A 15,777-nucleotide genomic window follows, 5' to 3' on the forward strand; every position below is an offset into this window, starting at 1 on the left:
TAGGAGAACTTAAGAGCTCAAATTTGCTAATATTTGGTATGCTTCATCTTTGTCTTTTGTAATTATATTTTTCATCACCCTTTCTCTGTCAAAAGGTGTTAAACTGTCCAAAGGTATGTCTGTTTTCTCTACAATTTCTTTATTGCCATTTCCGTCACTTTTTAATAAAACCACATATCCATTCATACTAGTAATTATATAATAATCTGGAGGTAATCCTTCTTTTTCCCTATAGAGAACTATTTCGTCTTCATCAAAACTTTTAACTTCCCAATCACTATATATCCTCGCAATTTCTTCCTTGCTTTTCCCATAAAGAGAAGGGGTTAAATTTTGAACTTCACGCACTATTTCTCCATTTTCAAGATATTTAGTTTCAAATATGAGTTTACTTCGGGAAATTAATTTTTTAGCAAGAGCTTCTTGTTGAGAAGAAATCCTCTGTTCATAAGTTATATTTTTTTCTGTTCTTTGCTTTTCATTGTCTTTAACATTAATTAAATATCCAATCATCACTCCTATAAATATAGCTAACAAATATATGGCAACCATTTTATAGGAAATTAGCTTTTTCATAACATCTCCTCCTGTTTTATGTAATTATAACCAATTTTAAAAAATTTATTCTCTTTGCAGGATTTTGTCAAAAAATATCGAATAATATCTATAAGGGAGGAGATGGTAAAGTGGCAAATCAAATTGTAGTTTTTAAATTAAACAATGAAGACTTTTGCGTAGACATTAATCAGGTAATAGAAATTATACGGCTTCAAACGATTATTAAAGTACCTGATGCCCCCTCTTTTGTAGAAGGCATAACTAACCTAAGAGGAACAGTTATTCCTATTGTAGATTTAAAAAAGCGCTTCAATTTGCCTTTATCAGAAAAAAATGACAATAATCGGATTATCGTAGTAAATGTCACTAACAGACCAGTAGGTTTTATCGTAGACTCAGTAACAGAAGTTTTACATGTAGACGATAGTTCCATACAAGAAGCTCCAGACATAATAAAAGGAATTGGGAAAGAGTACATAACATCTATTATCAATTTAAACGACAGATTAATCATCAACTTAGACTTACATAAAGTTTTAACAGAAAAAGAAAAGAAAGAGATAGAAGAAATTTAGCCTCTTCTATCTCTTTCTTTTATTCCTCATCTTCGTCTTCTATTTCCACATTGTGATAAACGTTTTGTACATCGTCATTTTCTTCTAATTTGTCAATTAACTTTTCAAATTTTTCGTAGTCTTCAGGACTTAGTTGTATAGTATTTTTAGGAAGCATAGTAACTTCTGCTTCAGAAATTTTATAGCCTGCTTTTTCAATCGCTTCTTTTACTTCTTGAAAATTTGAAGGTTCAGTAATTATTTCGAATTCTTCATCTTCTGCAGAAAAGTCTTGCGCACCTGCATCTATTGCAACCATCGCTAATTCGTCTTCATCAATAGAATCATTTTTTTCAACAATTATAATTCCGACTTTGTCAAACATCCATGTAACAGAACCAGCTGCTCCTAAACTACCACCATGCCTATCAAAAATATGCCTTATTTCACCAGCAGTTCTGTTTTTATTGTCAGTCAAAGCTTCAACAATTATGGCAGTACCAGAAGGACCGTATCCTTCATATATTACTTCTTCTAAATTAGCTCCTCCTAATTCACCGGTACCTTTTTTAATAGCCCTTTGTATATTTTCATTTGGCAAATTATTAGCTTTTGCCTTTTCTATAGCATCTCTTAATTTACTGTTAGTGTTAGGGTCTCCACCGCCTTCTTTAGCCGCTTTTATAATATCTTTGGTAAGCTTTGTAAAAATTCTTCCCTTTTTAGCGTCCATTTTCTCTTTTTTGTGTTTTATATTAGCCCATTTTGAATGCCCTGACATAAAAAAACCTCCTTTACTGTGTCTAAAATATTTTAACACAATAATTTATGGCTTGTAAATCTAATCTTCTCTAAAAAGTTGTGTACTTAAATACCTCTCTCCACTGTCAGGAGCTATTGCTAAAACCTTTTTACCTTTGCCTAACTTCTTAGCAACTTCAATTGCTGCCCATAAGGAAGCACCTGTAGAAATTCCTCCAAGTATGCCTTCTTTTTTTGCCAAAAGGCGAGTCACCTCAAAGGCATCTTCATCTTTTACAGCAATTACTTCATCTATGACATTTCTATCTAACACCTTAGGGATGAAGCCTGCGCCAATCCCTTGAATCTTATGAGGTCCAGGCTCTTTACCAGAAAGCACTGCTGCTGAATAAGGTTCTACCGCAATAATCTTTATATTAGAAAATTTATTTTTTAATATTTTTCCTACTCCTGTAATAGTTCCCCCCGTACCTACACCTGAAACAAAAGCATCAAGACCCTCGTTAAAATCTTCAATTATCTCTTTAGCAGTAGTCTCTTCATGGATTAAAGGATTTGCAAAATTTTCAAACTGTTGTGGCATAAAATAGTTTTTATTCTGCCTTACTAATTCTTCTGCTTTTTTTATAGCGCCTTCCATCCCCAATTTGCCAGGGGTAAGAACTACTTCTGCCCCATACGCCGCTAAAAGCATTCTTCTTTCCATGCTCATAGTATCAGGCATAACTATTATTACTTTATACCCTTTTGCTGCCCCTACCATCGCCAACCCTATACCTGTATTTCCGCTGGTAGGTTCAATAATTACACTTCCTTTTTTTAATTTTCCTTCTTTTTCTGCCTTTTCTATCATGGAAAAAGCTACCCTATCTTTAACGCTGCCTCCAGGATTAAAAAATTCTAATTTTAAATAAATTTCCGCCCATTCTTTCTCCACAATTTTATTTAACTTAACTACTGGCGTTTTTCCAATCAGCTCAAAAACATTGTTGGCAATCATAAAATTTACCTCCATTTGTACATTACTATAAAAATTTTAAACTTTCTACGCTAGACATGTCAAATGGAAATTAGAATATCAAAAGATTTTAGAGAAAAAATAATAATATCAAGCTGCAAAAGGTGATAAAAATGACTGATAAACTAAAACTTTTCTCTATAGGCTTTATAACTGGTATCGTAAACGGTCTTTTAGGGGCAGGAGGAGGCACTTTAATAGTCCCAGCATTGGTATTTTTACTTGGTATAGAAGACCATAAGGCTCATGCTACGGCAATTTCAATTATACTTCCTATCACTCTAGTCAGTAGTTTAGTGTATTTGCAAAATAAAATAATCGACATTCCTTTAACTATTAACATAGCTCTAGGAAGTACGATGGGAGGAATTATTGGTGCATATTTTCTTAATAAAATTTCCATTCCTTTATTACGAAAAATTTTTGGCATAATAATGCTTATAGCTTCCGTCAGGATGTGGATATCATGAAACTATTTCTAATAGGACTTTTTTCAGGAATTGTAGGAGGAATGGGAATTGGAGGAGGGACAATTCTCATCCCTGCCTTGACAATCTTTACTGGAACCGAGCAACACATTGCTCAAAGCGTTAATCTTTTTTCTTTTATTCCTACAGCAATTATTGCATTAATATACCATTTTAAAAGTAAAAACATAAAGTATAAAATCATATTGCTTATAATAATAGGTGGAATGATAGGAAGTTTTGTTGGAGCTATTATAGCAGCAATTACAAAAGCCTTTATATTAAAAAAAATATTCGCTGTTTTTTTATTCTGTATGGGAATATACGAATTTTCCTCAAAACCTCGCAAATAGTCAAATAAGAGGAGATGGCTCTCCTCTTATTTTCTCTTATCTGTTTCCAACATTACACAGGTATTATAAATAACTTTTAGCCCAAGGTTTTTAGCTTTTTCCACCAGCTCCTCACTTTCTGCCCCTGGCTGAAACCAAATAAATTCCACACCTAATTTTGCTGCTTCTTCTACGTACTGTTCACCTCTGTTAGGAGGAACTACCATATCTACAACTTCTGGTATTACAGGTAAGCTGGATAAAGAGTCATAGCAAGGATCTCCATCTACTTCTCGAAATTTTGGATTAACAGGATAAGCTGTATACCCGTTCAATTTAAGAGTTCGGTAAATTTGATAGCCATATTTACTCTCTCGAGGGAGTGCTCCTACTACAGCCCACACTTTTCTTTTCATAGCTTCTTCCACATAATCTATGTAGGAATAATCCCACTCCATTCTTTTTTACCTCCTAATTCAATAGGGGCTTAAATTAATGCACCCCTATTTACTTTTCTCTCACCATTTTATAAGAGATAAAATTTATGTTCCATAATATTCATCGCCTTTTTTTAAAAGGTACACATCTTCTTCAATTTTTATATCACACTTTTTACTTGTCAAATCGTTTATAAAAGTTTGAAATTCTAATAGATGGTTTTCTTCAATATGTAATACTATAGAAACTTTATCTGAATATATAGTATCCTTAATGTAATAACCTTTTTTTAAAAGCTCATTTTGAATCTTTCCCAGGAAAGTATAATCAAAAGTGAGTATAACACTTTTCGCAGGTATTTTTTCTATTATTCCAGCAGCATCAATACCAACTTTTGCCCCTTTTGTATAAGCTCTCACTAATCCTCCTGCTCCTAACAATATTCCGCCAAAATACCTTGTAACTACAACAGCAACGTTTTTTAATCCTTCTTTTTTGATTACATTTAATACTGGTATGCCTGCTGTTCCAGAAGGCTCTCCATCATCACTAAAACGCTGAATTTCATCATTTTCTCCAATAACATAAGCATAAACGTTATGGGTTGCCACTCTGTGACTTGCCCTAATTTCCTCTATAAATTTTATCGCCTCTTCCTCTGAAGAAACTGGTTTAGCATGTCCGATAAATCTGGAACGCTTTATTTCGATTTCAGCAACTCCGTAAGAGTATAGTGTTTTATAACTTTTAGCCAAAATAGCACCCCTTTTGTCATTATACCAAATTATAATCAAAAAATAAAGCCGTTGCCGGCTTTATAAGGCTTTATTAAAGCTTTTTCGCTTTACGCCAGAGCCTTCGTCAACGTTTTATATTTAAAATAAGAAACGTTTACAAGTGATTTGTCTTGACTATAGGTAATCATCTCCAAAGCCTTGTCTATAGGATAAAATCCTCCATCAACAAAACCATCTTCTTTGCTAATATTAAATTCCTCATCGGCGGTAATCATGAGATACCAAGTGATTTTATTAAAGACAGGACGTTGACGGGTAACAGAATAGAATTCGTAACTGGTTTCACCAGCAGTAGAAAGGACTTCAACAGATTTAAGACCTGTTTCAGCACAGACTCTCCTTATAGCCACATCAATAGGTAATTCATTATTTCTAATAACCCCTTTGGGTAACACCCACTCCCCTTTATCATTTTTGAGGATAAATACACTGTCTCCTTTGAATACAACTCCTCCAGCGCAATCTCTTATTAACATTTCCAAGCCCCCTAAAATTTTTATTTTTTCTCCTAATATAATATTCTTTAAAAACTCTTAAATTCCTTCTTAAATTTTTAATTTTATTTTTATTTTTTCGCACATCTCCACAATTATACATCAAAATTTAATTTTCCCACCAGAAAATTAATTTACCAGTATAAAAATCTTTAAATTATAAAAAATATCTAATGTACAAAGCAAGGAAGGAGAGTTTTAAATGCATATAATTTATCACTGTTATGGTGGGACCCATACTTCTGTAATAGCAGCTTATATACATACTGGAAAACTGCCAATGGACAGAATTCCTTCTAAAGAAGAAATAGAAAGTATACCTTTATTTGATAAACTAAATGGCCAAAATGACCCGGGACACATCGTTCCTATTGGCACTGATGAATATGGCAACAACGTGTATTCTATGGGAGTAAAAAATGCTAAAAAGTTAATTGAGCCAGCTCTTAAAGATTTATACTATCATATGTTCAATACAAACGAAGGACTGCTTTTGATTGACACGACTGGTGCTACAAACTGGATTATGAAAATTGGAGGATTTACTTCTATTGCTTTAAAATTTCCTGTTATAGGAAGACCTTTAGTCATTTATGGTACGCAAAAAGCTTATAAAAAAATTGTTCAAATAGTTAAAAACGTAAAGGCTCAAGAAAAAGCAGAGTACAACGCTATTAAACGATGATAAAATCTTTAAGTCTTTCCTTTATTTCTTTTTGAACTTCGGCTTTTATCATTATCCCTTTCTCACTATAATTTTCTCCAATTATTTTTGTTTTTCTTTTAAATAATTGTATTCTTTAGTCTTATCATAAGGCAATAGAAAATTAACTACTTCCACATCTTTAAAAATTTCTCTTTCTATTGCTTGCAATAACTTATCAAATCCAATTTTATTTTTTGCAGAAATATAAACTTCTCTTTCATTTCCTTTAGGTACAACTTCCAAAAGGTCAATTTTATTAAAAACATTTATCTTAGGGGTATTAATAGCCCCTAAATCTGAAAGAACCTTTTCTACAACCTTTATCTTTTCCTCCATATCTGGTAAAGTCACATCAATTACATGAAGCAATAAATCTGCATATTTAACCTCTTCTAGCGTAGATTTAAAAGCCTCCACGAGATCGTGAGGCAACTTTCTAATAAAACCTACAGTATCAATCAAAATTACTTCTCTCCCTGAAGACAAAACAAGTCTCCGCGCAGTAGGATCAAGTGTTGCAAATAATTTATCTTCAACGTATACTTCTGCATTAGTTAAAGCATTAAGCAGCGTGGATTTTCCTGCATTTGTATACCCTACTATAGCTATCACAGGAATACGGTTTTTCTTACGCCTTTCCCTTTGTAAGCTTCTGTGCCTTTCTATTTCTTCTAACTTCTTTTCTATCGCTTTTATTCTATTCTTTATATGCCTTCTATCTGTCTCTAATTTTGTCTCACCAGGACCCCTTGTACCTATTCCTCCACCTAATCTTGAAAGTTGTCCACCAAGACCTGCAAGACGTGGCAGCCGATACTTCAATTGGGCTAATTCTACTTGTAACATTCCTTCTTTTGACTTTGCTCTTTTTGCAAATATATCAAGAATAAGATTTGTTCTATCAATAACTTTTACATTTAAAAAGTCTTCCATATTTTTAATTTGTGTACCAGTAAGTTCATCATTGACAATGACAAGGTCAACTTCTTGATTTTCAGCAAAGAATTTTAATTCTTCCAGCTTTCCTTTACCAATATAGTGAGCTTTGTCAATTGTATTGCGCTTTTGTGTCATTACTCCTACTACTTCAGCTCCAGCTGTTAAAGCAAGTTCTTTTAATTCTTCCATGCTTTCTTCATCTTCAGGTGTAGAAATAATTCCTACTAAAATAGCTCGTTCTATTTTCTTATTTCTGTTTAACTCTTCCATAACATCACCAACCTTGAAAAATGTGCTGTAAATATAAATATATCACAAATAAAGGAATTTATAAATAATGAAATAGGTAAATTAATAGCACTTTTTATAAAAAGGGTATTGAAATTTTCATTAACCTGTGATAATATATGAAATGTAGTAACTTGCCGAAGTGGTGGAATTGGCAGACGCGCTGGACTCAAAATCCAGTGGGGCTCACACCCCGTGTGGGTTCGACTCCCACCTTCGGCACCAGAAAAATCAAGAAATGTAGCCGTTAGCACTTTGCTAACGGCTTTTGGTTTTTTATATCACTTTGCAAACATTTTGCAAACATAAAAAATAAAAGCAGATAAAAATAGATAAAATAAACGTACTGGCCTCTGTTATATCGTTACCCCTAATACTACATAAGCTGCTCTATTGATAATATGACCGTCTGTTCTTACTTTGTAATGGATGGCATCCATAAATATGAAAGTGTATATCTTTTCTAATGGCCTTGATTGCCATTTTTTTAACTCTCTTTTTGCATTGGGATGAGCCACATTTCTATCAGGCTCCTTTTTGCAATCTTTTCAATTGTCTTTTCTATAATTTTGCTCTGTTTTTGCTCTTGCCTTGCTCTTTTTTCTTCTGCCCAGCCTTTTGTTTTCTCTGCAAAGTACCCATTATACTTAATGCCTTTTTGTGCAGCAAAATCTCTTACTGATTCATAATCGCCTAAAATAAATTCTTTTTTAAAATATCCCAATTGTACCTTGCCACATCGCCTCACCACCTCAAATATGCATGAAAAAAGAGCCCCTCTGACCTCCAATTTGTAACTATGCTCGTTATAATATCTTTTCATTCTATGCACTTATTTTTTTACTTAACATATAATATTATTGTTCAAAAAAATTTATTATTGGAGGTTGAATTATATGGAATTATCAATCGAGGAAATTAAAAATTATTTTGATTTCAGTAATAAAAAAGATGAAGGTCAAACTCATAACCATGAGTTTTTAGGTAGTACAAAATTAGCTGCAGAAGACAAAAAACGAAAACAAGAAGAAAAAGAAGAACACAATCACCGTTTTGCAGGTGTCACCAGCCAAGTTATACCAGATGGTGATAGTCATGTTCATGCAATATTGGTCAGCACTGACTTCTATGAGGATCATCATCATGAGATAGGCGTAATAACTGGCCCCGCTATTGATGTTGGTGATAATAAGCATGTACACTTTGTCGAAGGAAAAACTACTGTTGATGAGGATCACTACCATGAATTCGTTTTTGCTACCTTAATTCAGGATCCTATTTCTGATTTTAAACACTATTAATTTCTATACCATATCTAAGATGAGTATACTAAAAGCCCGGTTCTCGTGCCGGGCTTAAAATATATTGTAAACTGTCTATTATTCTATTGTGTATTATAGCACATATTTCCCTTAAAAAAGTCACAGACTTTTAAGAAACTTTTTCTATGTCTATGAGCTGTATTTTTGTGCTAATAGTACCATATATAAAAAACTATTTTATTTCTCCACCTGAAATATGTTGCCCTGTCTATATGTAACTTACTTTTGTGTTAGTATATTATTGTAGACATAACTCGAACAGGTTAAAATAAAAATATAAAGAGAGAAAGTGTCTACAAAATGCCAAGAGGTCAAAGAAAATATAGTGAAGAGTTCAAAAACACTATAGTAGAGTTGTATAATTCTGGTAAAAATCTGTCAGAACTTTCGAGTAAATATGGCATATCAAACTCCACAATATCAAGCTGGTTAAAAAAAGCAAAGCCAATTGAGGTTATTTTTATTTTACAGTAAAGCTTCGCAATCTATTTAATGCAGCAGCTACTTCCTGAAGTCTTGGCAATGCCAAATTGCCCGGATGCTTACCATAAAAAGAAGATACCACGTCCAGTCCTTTTTCGTATATATCCTTATATACCTTTTTTAATATTTCCTTTATACTGCTTTTTTCATCTACATATTTACTAGCAATATAGCGTATTATCTCCCCTATTGCATTTGTTTGACTTTTGTCTACTAATTGTTCCACATAATCCAATTCAATCTCTTGGTATCCAAATTTAATAGTATCCTCATCTTTTGACTTTATCTTTTTGCCTTTTACCTCAAGCCCTTTTTTAAGAGGAATTCTTGGTTTTATAACTATAGGCTCATTATTTCCCTCAACTTCCCTATTTGTTTTAAATTCTTTTGCGATTTTCTTTGCCTCTTGTGTGACATCGTAGGGTCTGTAGTTGTGCATTTTAATTACGCAATTTGCAACATCAAAATAATCTCCACTGCCACCCATAACTAAAATCGTAGAAATGCCATTATCTTTATATAGCTGTTTTACTCTATCAATAAAAGGAGTTATAGGTTCTTCTTTTTTTGCAATCAGTTTTTGCATCCTCGCATCCCTTATCATAAAATTAGTAGCTGAAGTATCTTCGTCCAAAAGCAGTAAGCTAGTGCCTATTTCTATCGCCTCAATAATATTTGCTGCTTGAGAAGTACTGCCACTGGCATTTTCGGTAGTAAACCTTGTGGTATCTACGTTATTTGGCAAATTATTTATAAAAGGACTTATGTCTACTTTTTCTATCCTTCTGCCATCTTCTGCTCTTATTTTTACTGCATCAGCTACAGTTATAACAAACTCTCTGCCATCACCTGGTATGTGATTGTATACCCCTTTTTGAATAGCTTGTAACAAGGTAGACTTGCCGTGATAACCGCCGCCCACAATAAGCGTAACTCCTTCGGGTATTCCCATCCCCGTTATCTCTCCTCGATTTGGAAGTTGAAACTTAATCCTCAAGCTATCCGGCGACTCAAAAGGTACTACATTACCGCCTTTTAAAGGTCTATCACTTATGCCGCTTTCTCTAGGAAGAATCGCACCATCAGCCACAAAAGCCACAAGCCCTCTCTCTTTTAGTTGACTTCTAAGGTAATCTTGGTCTTCCACTGTCTCAACCCATAGCCATATATCTTGTATGTTGAGGCTCTTTTTTAAAAGACTTTTTTCTACAATTTGAGGTAAAAATTCAAGAAATATTCTTTGGGCACCACTGCCATTTATTCGTCTACCAAAAGCAGGAAGTCCTATGCTCAATCTTGCTTCTACATAATCTTTGTTAACTACCATTGCACTTCTTTTAATTATTTGTTGACCACCTTTGTCTATGTAAATATCCCCACTATGTCCTGTACCTTTTAAAGAAGGCAACCTTTTTATAACTTCAAAAACTGACCTTGTCAAAAAATCTTCTAAAGCAACTTGCCTTGAGGGATTGTTATACATGGAAAACTCAAAATCAGCTATATTTTGAGGCACTTTAACCCTTATCCTTGAAGGAGGTGCAAAAGGGTCTCCCTGAACATGGTCAATATACAGTATAAATTTTTCAAACTCATATTCTCCTTCAAGGTCTTTGTAAGCTTTATACCCCTTTCCATCTATTTTATCAAGCTTTTTCTTAAGGTCTTCTTTTGTCATCTACAAACACTCCTTTGTTATAATTTCCAATTTTTTATTCTAATTTCCACTTTTATTAAAAATACATTCCTTTTACAAATTCATTTTGAAAATCTTCATGAGTTGATAGTTCTATATAGCTTATTTTACTTTGTAGATGTATAGCTCTTTCCAATTCTTTATCAGAAAGCAATGCCATTATCGCACCAACTCCAGCACTATTGCCTACTTGAAGGATTTTGCCTTGAAGTTCCTTTGGTAAAAGCCCAATTGCTATTGCACTCGCAGGAAGAATATAATTTCCAAATCCTCCTGCCAAAAAAACTTTTTTTATTTCATTTACATCAATGCCCATTTCTTTTATCATGATGTTAATGCCAGCAAGTATGGCACTTTTTGCCAGTTGTATTTGCCTTATATCTTTTTGTGTCACATATATTCCATTTTCTATTAAAAATGCCGGTTCATCTTTGTAAAGAGTTATCCTTTCTGCAATATCAACAGGTACATTTTTAACTTCTTCTTTAGACAAAAATCTGCCAGTAATATCAACAATGCCGTACTTCAAAAGTTCAGAAATAATATCTACAATACCGGAGCCACATATTCCTTTAGCTTTTTTATTTCCTATTGTAGAATAAAAAGGTCTTTTACTAAAATCTACATGGTCTATAGCTCCTTCTGCGCCATTTAGTCCAAAAGTTATTCCTGCTCCTTCAAAAGCAGGGCCTGCTGCTGCCGAAGAAGCAATAAGGTTATCTTTATTCCCCAATACCATTTCGCCGTTGGTTCCTATGTCTACAAGCAAACATAGTTCCTGAGATTGGTCAATTTTGTTTGCCAAAACCGCTGCCACAGTATCTGCTCCTACATAAGAAGATATAAGCGGTAATGTTATTACGTATCCTTCCTTGTTTATGTTTATGCCAATTTCTTTTGCTTTTACTTCTATCTTTGACGTAAAAGTCGGCACATACGGAGATACTGCTATATTCTTGGAAGATACATTTAAAAGAAAATGTATCATTGTAGGATTACCTACTGCCACAATTTCATGTATATCGCTTTTGTCTATAGAATTTTTTACACAAAACTCTTCTACAATCTCATTTATTTTATTTATTAGAGCTGAATGCAACTGATATAATCCTTGAGAATTAGAAATACTATAAGTTATTCTCGTTATAACATCAGCTCCAAAAGTTCTCTGTGGATTTAAACATGAATACACATCTACTTCTTTACCTTCATCTAAGTCATACAAATAAGCAGCAATAGTAGTAGTTCCTATATCTAATGCTATACCATAGTTGTATTGTTTTGAAGCAGCTTTTTTAATAGAAATTATTTCATTTTTTCTAATAGTAATATTTACCTTATAATCATTTTCTTCTAAAACTTCAGGAAGATTACTTAAAAGCCCTAAAGGAATTTCTATTTCTCCACTCACAGCCTCTTTAATTCTTTTAACATAGTCTCCTTGGTCGTTTAAAGTTGGTCTTCTAATATCTACTGTAGAAGTTTTTATGCGAGGGTGTGACTCAATACTTAACAAATTATTTTCTTTCGTCAATATTTTTGCTTTTTGCTCTTCAGAAAGTACTTTGACCTCTAAATCCCTATCTATCTCAACAAAACACGCAAGCCGAACATTGTTTTTTATTTCTTTATCTGTCAAAAAGTATTTTTCATCATCAGAGATATCAAGTTCCTCATTTAATATAACTTTACATTGACCACAAATCCGACTACCACCACAAAAATTGTTAAGTCTTATTCCATTTCTTACAAGAATGTGAAACAAATTTTCTCCTTCACTTGCTTCAATAACTTTTGTATTACTACTAAAACGTACAGTCACTTTATATTTAGATTCACCAGGAACATTTCTATAAATACAATCTTTGGCTTCACAATCGTCACAGACTGATTCTTTTACAGGTCTTTTGACATTTTCCCCTACTCCACATACAAAAGACACTGTTTTTTGGGGTGTTATGATAAAACTGTGATTAATATTTACACCGATTTTTGAACTGTCCACAAGTTTACAAATCACAGCCTGATTTTTTATGTCCCACTTATTTCCTGGGTAAAAAATATCTGTAACTTCTTTGCCATACTTTTGCGCGTTTTCTCTTACCTCTTCCCAAAAATTATTCGTCAATATTTCAAGGAACACGCCTGCAATAACATCTAAAATCATTCCTTTTGTGTAATTACTTTCTGAAAAATAATCATTTACCCTTTTATCTATTCTATCTCCCAGTGTAATGATTGCTAAAATTATATATTCCGCTTCTTTTAAATTTTTTACTATATAATCCCCAAACAAATAATCTCCAGTTTTAAAGATTATTTTATTTTCTCTCTCATCAATATGAAAATTATCACATACTTGGTGAATCATTTTGTAATCTATTAAACTCTGTACTTCGCCAGTTGCTTCCTCAATTAAATATTGATCCACATCAAAATTCATGTTTTTAATTTTTCTAATGACAAGTCTTTTACTTTCTGCACAACATCTTTACTAAACATTTCCACACCTCATTAAATCCCATATTGTCATACCATTTTGTTTATTATTATAAATTTCTATAGTAAAAATCGCAAATAAAAATTTATATAGAAAACCTCTACTTATCACAAAATGCATTTGACATTTCAGGGTTTTTCTCATACTATATAGTATAGTGTAATTAAAAATAGATTAGCAGTTTAAAATTTCTCTAAAAAATTTTTTAAATTAAAGCAAACTTATTATTGAAATTTACAACAATATGTCTTATAATGAATTGAAATTATTTTTAAGGAGCAGCGATGCTCTGCAAAGCCTATACCTTTGAATTACTTATATCAAGGTTTTAGGCTTTTATTCTGAGCCAAAACTTATGAAAGAAGGTGTTAGATGCGTTGAAAAAGTTAGATCAAACCCAAACTCCTTTATTTGATGCCTTAATGGAATATGTAAATAACAATACTATCCCTTTTCACGTGCCAGGCCATAAAAAAGGTGTGGGAATGGCAAAAAAGTTCTTAGACTTTGTGGGCAAAAATGTATTGTCAATGGATGTAACAGTGTTTCAGCAAGTAGACAGCTTGCACAAACCTACTGGACCAATTAAGTATGCCCAAGAATTAGCAGCAGAAGCTTTTGGTGCCGACGCTACCTTTTTCTCTATACACGGAACATCTGGTGCAATTCAAGCAATGATTTTAAGTGTAATGGGAGAAGAAGAAAAAATTATCGTTCCTCGAAATATTCATAAATCTGTAACGTCAGGAATTATATTAAGTGGTGCTATACCTGTTTATATGCAACCAGAAATTGATAAAAATATCGGTGTTGCATTAAATGTCACCCCAGAAACAGTAGAAAGAGCGTTAAGAGAACATCCCGATGCAAAAGCTGTTTTAATAATAAACCCGACTTATTACGGAGTTTCTACGGATATAGTAAAAATTGCTGAAATTGTTCATGATTATGGCGCTATACTCATGGTGGATGAAGCTCACGGACCACACCTTAAATTTAACGAAAAATTGCCTATTTCAGCGATGGAAGCAGGAGCCGATATCTGTGCACAGAGCACCCATAAGATTATTGGCTCAATGACGCAGAGCTCGATGCTTCACGTTAAAGGCGATAGAATTGATATTAATAGAGTAAAACAAGTAATGAGTTTACTCCAGACAACAAGTCCTTCATATATATTGTTGGCTTCCTTAGATGTTGCAAGAATGCAAATGGCTACAGAAGGAAGAGAATTATTAGATAAAACAATAGAATTAGCAGAGTACGCTCGAAAAGAGATAAACAATATAAAAGGACTCTACTGTTTTGGTGAAGAAATTGTTGGCCGAGATGGTGCCTATGACTTTGACCCCACAAAAGTTACAATAACAGCTAAAGGCCTTGGAATAAGCGGCCATCAGTTAGAGAGAATATTGGCAGAAAGATATTATATACAACCTGAACTATCAGATATGTATAATGTTTTATGTGTATTCTCTATTGGTGATACAAAGGAAAAAGTCGATTATCTCTTAAGGGCTTTAAGAGAAATAAGCGATGAATTATACAATGAAAATATTGAAATAGCGAAACCTATAGATATACCAGAAATACCAGAACAAGTAGTATCACCAAGATATGCTTTTGGCTCCTCCACTGTTGCACTACCTCTAAGAGAAAGTGTAGGGCAAATAAGTGCCGAGTTTTTGATGGCTTATCCTCCAGGTATTCCAGTGCTTTGCCCGGGGGAAAGAATAACATTAGAAATTATAGAATATGTAGATAAAATGAAAGAAGCTAACTTAAGCATACAAGGCACCGAAGACCCGGAAGTAAATTATATAAAAGTAGTAAATGACCGGCAAGTTTTAAATGTGATAGCATAATGTTTTACTAAAAAAGGAGTATCTCCAGCAAAAGATACTCCTTTCAGACTGTAGACAAACTTTCGTAAAGGAGATATTTTTAGGGATGTGCAAAATTAATAAAAATAATCACGACAAAAAACCAAAATATGTATGACATACAATATATAGTAATCAACACTGACAATCAAACATAAAGGAAGTGGTAAAGGAAAAAGAAAGACAAAAAGAGGAGCTAAAAAAGGGCATAAATATCCTGTAGAAGTCAAATGTTAAAAAATAGCATGAAATAGATTCAGTAAAAATTAGGCCGATTGCATCAAAGCAACAAGAGATCTAAACTCATCATATTTGCCCAATTTAATAGCTACAATAGCGACAGTAAGCAAAGTAATATGGCCAAAAGTATTAAGGTTGCTCACAGAATTAATATTTCTAACATAAGCCTTTTCAAAATCCAGAGCTTTAAAGCGGGAATTATATCTTTCTGATTCAATTCTCAATCTATAGACAGCCTTAAAATAGAGGGAATCTCTATTAATAGAGGACCTATAATCAGAAGATATAATAGCATACTTA

Annotated in this window: 16 protein-coding genes, 1 tRNA gene and 3 pseudogenes; 8 read left to right on the forward strand and 12 right to left on the reverse strand. The window is 33.1% G+C overall.

The genetic code is table 11. The features are described from left to right. Positions 1 to 9: 9 nt before the first annotated feature. Entirely contained in the window at positions 10 to 576 is a 567-nt protein-coding gene (locus tag THESIDRAFT1_RS11925) for a hypothetical protein (protein WP_003869753.1), read from the reverse strand. Between the two features lie 110 nt (positions 577 to 686). Between THESIDRAFT1_RS11925 and THESIDRAFT1_RS11930 the strand changes: the two genes are divergently transcribed. After that, positions 687 to 1,133 carry a chemotaxis protein CheW gene (locus tag THESIDRAFT1_RS11930; RefSeq protein WP_003869752.1) on the forward strand — a complete coding sequence of 149 codons (447 nt, stop codon included), beginning with the start codon at positions 687 to 689 and terminating at the stop codon, positions 1,131 to 1,133. A gap of 19 nt (positions 1,134 to 1,152) precedes the next feature. Here THESIDRAFT1_RS11930 and THESIDRAFT1_RS11935 read toward each other — a convergent pair whose 3' ends face one another. After that, on the reverse strand, positions 1,153 to 1,893 hold the full coding sequence (locus tag THESIDRAFT1_RS11935) for a YebC/PmpR family DNA-binding transcriptional regulator (protein ID WP_004401838.1): 741 nt from the start codon (positions 1,891 to 1,893) through the stop codon (positions 1,153 to 1,155). A gap of 60 nt (positions 1,894 to 1,953) precedes the next feature. Next, positions 1,954 to 2,874, reverse strand: coding sequence for a cysteine synthase A (cysK, locus tag THESIDRAFT1_RS11940; protein ID WP_006570491.1), 921 nt, complete (start codon positions 2,872 to 2,874; stop codon positions 1,954 to 1,956). A 131-nt stretch (positions 2,875 to 3,005) separates the two neighbouring features. Between cysK and THESIDRAFT1_RS11945 the strand changes: the two genes are divergently transcribed. Both THESIDRAFT1_RS11945 and THESIDRAFT1_RS11950 read left to right on the forward strand, forming a co-directional pair. Further along, positions 3,006 to 3,362, forward strand: a complete 357-nt coding sequence (locus THESIDRAFT1_RS11945; protein ID WP_003869749.1) for a sulfite exporter TauE/SafE family protein — start codon at positions 3,006 to 3,008, stop codon at positions 3,360 to 3,362. Next, positions 3,359 to 3,712, forward strand: a complete 354-nt coding sequence (locus THESIDRAFT1_RS11950; RefSeq protein ID WP_003869748.1) for a sulfite exporter TauE/SafE family protein — start codon at positions 3,359 to 3,361, stop codon at positions 3,710 to 3,712. The genes THESIDRAFT1_RS11945 and THESIDRAFT1_RS11950 overlap by 4 nt, the downstream gene beginning before the upstream one ends. A gap of 26 nt (positions 3,713 to 3,738) precedes the next feature. Here the strand turns inward: THESIDRAFT1_RS11950 and THESIDRAFT1_RS11955 are convergent, their stop codons facing one another. From THESIDRAFT1_RS11955 to THESIDRAFT1_RS11965, 3 genes are all read right to left on the reverse strand, one after another. After that, a complete protein-coding gene (locus tag THESIDRAFT1_RS11955; protein WP_003869747.1) occupies positions 3,739 to 4,149 on the reverse strand; it encodes a CoA-binding protein in 411 nt (136 codons plus the stop codon). Between the two features lie 84 nt (positions 4,150 to 4,233). Further along, complete coding sequence (locus THESIDRAFT1_RS11960; protein ID WP_004401844.1) at positions 4,234 to 4,884, reverse strand: YigZ family protein; 651 nt, start codon at positions 4,882 to 4,884, stop codon at positions 4,234 to 4,236. A gap of 89 nt (positions 4,885 to 4,973) precedes the next feature. Beyond that, positions 4,974 to 5,402, reverse strand: a complete 429-nt coding sequence (locus tag THESIDRAFT1_RS11965) for an NUDIX hydrolase (RefSeq protein WP_003869745.1) — start codon at positions 5,400 to 5,402, stop codon at positions 4,974 to 4,976. Positions 5,403 to 5,622: 220 nt separating this feature from the next. On the opposite strand from THESIDRAFT1_RS11965, the gene THESIDRAFT1_RS11970 reads away from it, so the two are divergent. Then, positions 5,623 to 6,105: a DUF3189 family protein gene (locus tag THESIDRAFT1_RS11970; protein WP_004401845.1), complete on the forward strand. Its 483-nt coding sequence runs from the start codon at positions 5,623 to 5,625 to the stop codon at positions 6,103 to 6,105. On the opposite strand, the pseudogene hflX reads toward THESIDRAFT1_RS11970, so the two are convergent. Then, positions 6,095 to 7,335: pseudogene (gene hflX / locus THESIDRAFT1_RS11975) on the reverse strand (GTPase HflX). The gene THESIDRAFT1_RS11970 and the pseudogene hflX overlap by 11 nt on opposite strands. A 154-nt stretch (positions 7,336 to 7,489) precedes the next feature. On the opposite strand from hflX, the gene THESIDRAFT1_RS11980 reads away from it, so the two are divergent. Beyond that, positions 7,490 to 7,578, forward strand: a tRNA-Leu gene (locus THESIDRAFT1_RS11980). 134 nt (positions 7,579 to 7,712) lie between these two features. Here the strand turns inward: THESIDRAFT1_RS11980 and THESIDRAFT1_RS13090 are convergent. Together THESIDRAFT1_RS13090 and THESIDRAFT1_RS11985 are read right to left on the reverse strand one after the other, a co-directional pair. Next, positions 7,713 to 7,847, reverse strand: a pseudogene (locus THESIDRAFT1_RS13090) (transposase); the annotation flags it as partial. After that, positions 7,841 to 8,176: a hypothetical protein gene (locus THESIDRAFT1_RS11985; protein WP_006570493.1), complete on the reverse strand. Its 336-nt coding sequence runs from the start codon at positions 8,174 to 8,176 to the stop codon at positions 7,841 to 7,843. The gene THESIDRAFT1_RS11985 and the pseudogene THESIDRAFT1_RS13090, both read right to left, overlap by 7 nt. A 73-nt stretch (positions 8,177 to 8,249) precedes the next feature. Between THESIDRAFT1_RS11985 and THESIDRAFT1_RS11990 the strand changes: the two genes are divergently transcribed. Next, positions 8,250 to 8,654 carry a YmaF family protein gene (locus THESIDRAFT1_RS11990; RefSeq protein WP_003870096.1) on the forward strand — a complete coding sequence of 135 codons (405 nt, stop codon included), beginning with the start codon at positions 8,250 to 8,252 and terminating at the stop codon, positions 8,652 to 8,654. A gap of 321 nt (positions 8,655 to 8,975) precedes the next feature. Then, positions 8,976 to 9,149 (forward strand): transposase, encoded by a 174-nt coding sequence (locus THESIDRAFT1_RS11995; RefSeq protein WP_006570494.1) that lies wholly within the window; start codon positions 8,976 to 8,978, stop codon positions 9,147 to 9,149. On the opposite strand, the gene THESIDRAFT1_RS12000 is transcribed toward THESIDRAFT1_RS11995, so the two are convergent. After that, the gene (locus THESIDRAFT1_RS12000; RefSeq protein WP_006570495.1) at positions 9,136 to 10,836 is read right to left on the reverse strand and encodes an ABC-ATPase domain-containing protein; all 1,701 of its coding nucleotides are present in this window, start codon (positions 10,834 to 10,836) and stop codon (positions 9,136 to 9,138) included. The two genes, THESIDRAFT1_RS11995 and THESIDRAFT1_RS12000, sit on opposite strands and share 14 nt — an antisense overlap. Before the next feature lie 55 nt (positions 10,837 to 10,891). Beyond that, positions 10,892 to 13,285, reverse strand: a complete 2,394-nt coding sequence (locus tag THESIDRAFT1_RS12005; RefSeq protein ID WP_244262668.1) for an ASKHA domain-containing protein — start codon at positions 13,283 to 13,285, stop codon at positions 10,892 to 10,894. 446 nt (positions 13,286 to 13,731) lie between these two features. Between THESIDRAFT1_RS12005 and THESIDRAFT1_RS12010 the strand changes: the two genes are divergently transcribed. Then, positions 13,732 to 15,219 carry an aminotransferase class I/II-fold pyridoxal phosphate-dependent enzyme gene (locus THESIDRAFT1_RS12010; RefSeq protein ID WP_004401852.1) on the forward strand — a complete coding sequence of 496 codons (1,488 nt, stop codon included), beginning with the start codon at positions 13,732 to 13,734 and terminating at the stop codon, positions 15,217 to 15,219. Between the two features lie 284 nt (positions 15,220 to 15,503). On the opposite strand, the pseudogene THESIDRAFT1_RS12015 reads toward THESIDRAFT1_RS12010, so the two are convergent. After that, positions 15,504 to 15,777 (reverse strand): annotated as a pseudogene (locus THESIDRAFT1_RS12015) (transposase); the annotation flags it as partial.

Origin of the sequence: Thermoanaerobacter siderophilus SR4, assembly GCF_000262445.1 — a bacterium.
Lineage (GTDB): Bacteria > Bacillota > Thermoanaerobacteria > Thermoanaerobacterales > Thermoanaerobacteraceae > Thermoanaerobacter > Thermoanaerobacter ethanolicus.